The organism is Pantoea sp. A4 (genome assembly GCF_000295955.2).
Classification (GTDB): domain Bacteria; phylum Pseudomonadota; class Gammaproteobacteria; order Enterobacterales; family Enterobacteriaceae; genus Pantoea; species Pantoea multigeneris.
This window is the reverse complement of record NZ_ALXE01000057.1, coordinates 1-3,080: the sequence shown is the minus strand read 5'-3', so window position 1 is coordinate 3,080 and position 3,080 is coordinate 1. Positions and strand designations below refer to the sequence as shown.

Here is a 3,080-nt window from a genome sequence, read left to right as displayed (position 1 = left end):
TTCAGGACGATATGCCGGTTTGGCTGATTCAGCTTCTTGCCTGACGCTCTCTCAGCGGCGGCAACAGCATCGTCGAGAAATTTTTTCTCGGCGGGCGTCAGGTTGGTCAGTCGGGTCATGGTGATCTCCGGTCAGAATAAACTCTGGACAGTCTGCCAGACACCGTGGAGGCGATGAAGTGTCGGCGACGGTATCAGGCAAGCAGAAACGATGTCCGGTAAAACTTATTCGTCCGGGTCATGTCCCTGGCGGGGTAATACACCGTCCACGCGGAGGATCGCTTTTTTCAGCTCGGTCAGGATCTCCGCATACTCTTTGCTGTCCGCCCTGTGCCCCTGCATGAAGAGGTGTTTCTGCAGGCCGCCGAGCCGGCTCAGTTCCATAATCATTTTGTAATCCGTAACCGGCTTAATTTTTCGACGCAGCGCGATCCTCCGGACGTACTCGGCCACCGTCAGGCATGCCGCCTCTGCACTCTGTAAAATCATGTCGTGCTCTTCAGGCGTGCACCTTACCTGGATTAATCTGGTCCGGTTCCTTCGTTCGCTTCGACTCATTGACGCCTCTTTTTTTCGGTTCGGGGTGTCGGGGCAAAGCCCTGACTAGGTCGTCTTGTAATGCTGCCGACGCGGCGGCGGTATTACAAGACATATCCTGTCCCGTAGTTTAGTCCTGCGGATCTGTCGCGCATGCAGATTCGATGAACCGGCTACGGGTTTCAAAGGGGAACGCTTTGACGAGGAAGATTTGCACACATCGGTAACGTGCCTGGAAAAACCGGCGATGAAAGGCAGAACGAAGAGGGAAACCATTGAGGAACAATCTGACGGCAAAAACTAGCCGTCAGAAGGCAAGTTATCTTCTCTCCTAGCTTTTTCATAGGCGGCAAGAACAGCCTTGTTCTGGAGCGCTTTTTCTTTGACCTTTGCAAAGGGTATGCCTTCGGTCTTTTGAGGTTTTGTCATGAGTTTCCCATTGAGAAGAAGACGAATGAGGCATGCGCTCACTCCGTTCAGTCATGAGTCTGCGGCGAGCAGTATAAGGTTCTTGAAGGGATGTTTTTGATTCTCGGGCGCTAAATGTACAAAAGCCCCGTGACAGAATCACAGGGCTTGAGTACTCTAATTCGTGCAGATACCTGCTACAGATTAGACCTAGACAATCAAATCTTAGCAGGGCTGGCTAGACGTGTCACTACCAGCTTAATACCATTCAACGACATTAAAATCATATCTGCACCTTGGACGCTCAGGTCTACGCCCCGGACTCCGGCAGGATAAACAGGCAATTGGTGGATACGTAACTTAACCGCGAAAGAGTTAGGCTCTACCCCGTCTCGCAGTACGATAACTGGCACCTGATAAAATGAGCAACCAAGGCAGCAACAAGCGGAACAGTGTGATTGAGAACGTCTGACACTGAGCCCACACAATCAAGCCTTTTGCAGGGTAAGACACACAAGAAAAGAGCTAGACGAAGGTCGCTACGCTCCCCGTGATTTTTATATACCCACCACGGGGGCATTAGGTATGCTGTTCCAAAAAATCATAGGAACAAGCATGTTAGCCAACTTTGTAGAGAATGGTAGCTGGCTGTCTGTAGTATTAGCCGAATACGTTACGGTCATGATGCTTAGGATCGGAGCTGATACAAAACGAGATCCCGAAAGACTAAACACTCCAGGGATAATTCATAATCTCACATTCACAATTGTGATGTTTTTATCAATACCTCTAACCTTCTGGATTGCTGTTTACATCGGCTTTTTTGAGGGCTTTTGGACTGCTTTTATCGCTTGGTTTTTACTTCAGATAATTGGAACATTCATAATTAATCTAGCTATAAACATAACCCCAGCATTCCCCGGGAAGTATGCAATCCTAGCCATACTTTCAATCCCAGCGATCGTATTCGCCTATGGGCTAAGTATTTACTCCTCATTAAAATGGTTTGGCTATTTACCATAACATCCCTTTCCAGTACCGCAGACTACGAAGCCCCCAGGGACTTCCAGATGATGTTTTTTAGCCGGTCCGGTGACACATCATCATTGGACAGTAGCTAGGACCAAAAAAATAGAAAAAACTTTCAAATACACCCATGAAATGGCATAAAAAAAGATAAATTCACCAAATGGATGATTATATGGCAGTCAAAAAAATGCTAATTGCTGGCATCATCATGGCAGTATCCACCTCAACAATGGCGTCAGAGAAAGTTAAGGACATCAAGGGAGTGCAGGGGAAAAAAGTTAGTTTCTCTGTTGAAAGCAACCCTACAACGGGATACGGCTGGATGATAAAAAGCCTGCCTGATGAACTGGTCTTCGTCTCAAGCAGCTATGAGCAGTCCAAGGATTGCGGAGAGGGCGCTGTCGGCTGCTCCGGCAAGGAAACCTTCAACTTTATCGCCCAAAAATCCGGTAAAGGTGAACTGAAAATGATATACGGCCAGTCATTTGATAAAGCCTCATGGGAAGAATCCACTGTAAAAGTGGATATAAAATAACCACTCAGGTCAGGATTTTTTAAACTTAATCATGTTGTTTAAGTACTGCGCAACCAGGGAAAGTTTTAACCCGCCCTACAAACATGCATTCATGTTTGTAGGGCTCACTTCTTCTCCTCGGGTTTAGGACGCAATGGCCCGGCCACTCTCATTTACCATAACGTTTCTTTACCGCACCCCCTGAGACGCCCTCAGCGCGTTTTCAGGCCCTGAGCCGCAAAAGAGCACCTCTTCCCCCCGGAAAACCGCCCAGGATCGTTCTGATGCGCTCTGCGGGGGTGAATGGTTATGCACCGGCACAGCCGGAAAGGATTTTAGCGGCTAAAATCCGGCGAAGCGGCTAAAAGGGGAGATCGGGTAACGGTGAGCGGGCGGGGGAATTTTTCGCGCAGATCCGGAGCCTGTGCCATATTTATCAGGTCACCCATCCCGCGAAATCACGGACACCCTGGTGCTGTGAGGATGACGAAGATAAGTTAGCTAAACATTTCGGAGCCTCCTGGGCTCCTTTTTTTTTCCCGCCGTTCAGAGCGGCCCGGGACAAAAAGCTCCGCCGTGGCGTTCACCGGCGC

Annotated in this window: 4 protein-coding genes; 2 read left to right on the top strand and 2 right to left on the bottom strand. The window is 49.0% G+C overall.

All coding sequences use genetic code 11. The annotated features are described in order from the left end of the window. Positions 1–224: 224 nt before the first annotated feature. Positions 225–557 (bottom strand): plasmid mobilization protein MobA, encoded by a 333-nt coding sequence (gene mobA / locus B880_RS25420; protein WP_051005725.1) that lies wholly within the window; start codon positions 555–557, stop codon positions 225–227. Between the two features lie 279 nt (positions 558–836). Next, entirely contained in the window at positions 837–965 is a 129-nt protein-coding gene (locus B880_RS27245; RefSeq protein WP_017349698.1) for a hypothetical protein, read from the bottom strand. A 594-nt stretch (positions 966–1,559) separates the two neighbouring features. Between B880_RS27245 and B880_RS0122355 the strand changes: the two genes are divergently transcribed. Both B880_RS0122355 and B880_RS0122350 read left to right on the top strand, forming a co-directional pair. Further along, positions 1,560–1,967, top strand: coding sequence for a hypothetical protein (locus B880_RS0122355; protein WP_157060608.1), 408 nt, complete (start codon positions 1,560–1,562; stop codon positions 1,965–1,967). A gap of 178 nt (positions 1,968–2,145) precedes the next feature. Then, positions 2,146–2,508: a protease inhibitor I42 family protein gene (locus B880_RS0122350; protein ID WP_017349696.1), complete on the top strand. Its 363-nt coding sequence runs from the start codon at positions 2,146–2,148 to the stop codon at positions 2,506–2,508. Positions 2,509–3,080 lie beyond the last annotated feature (572 nt).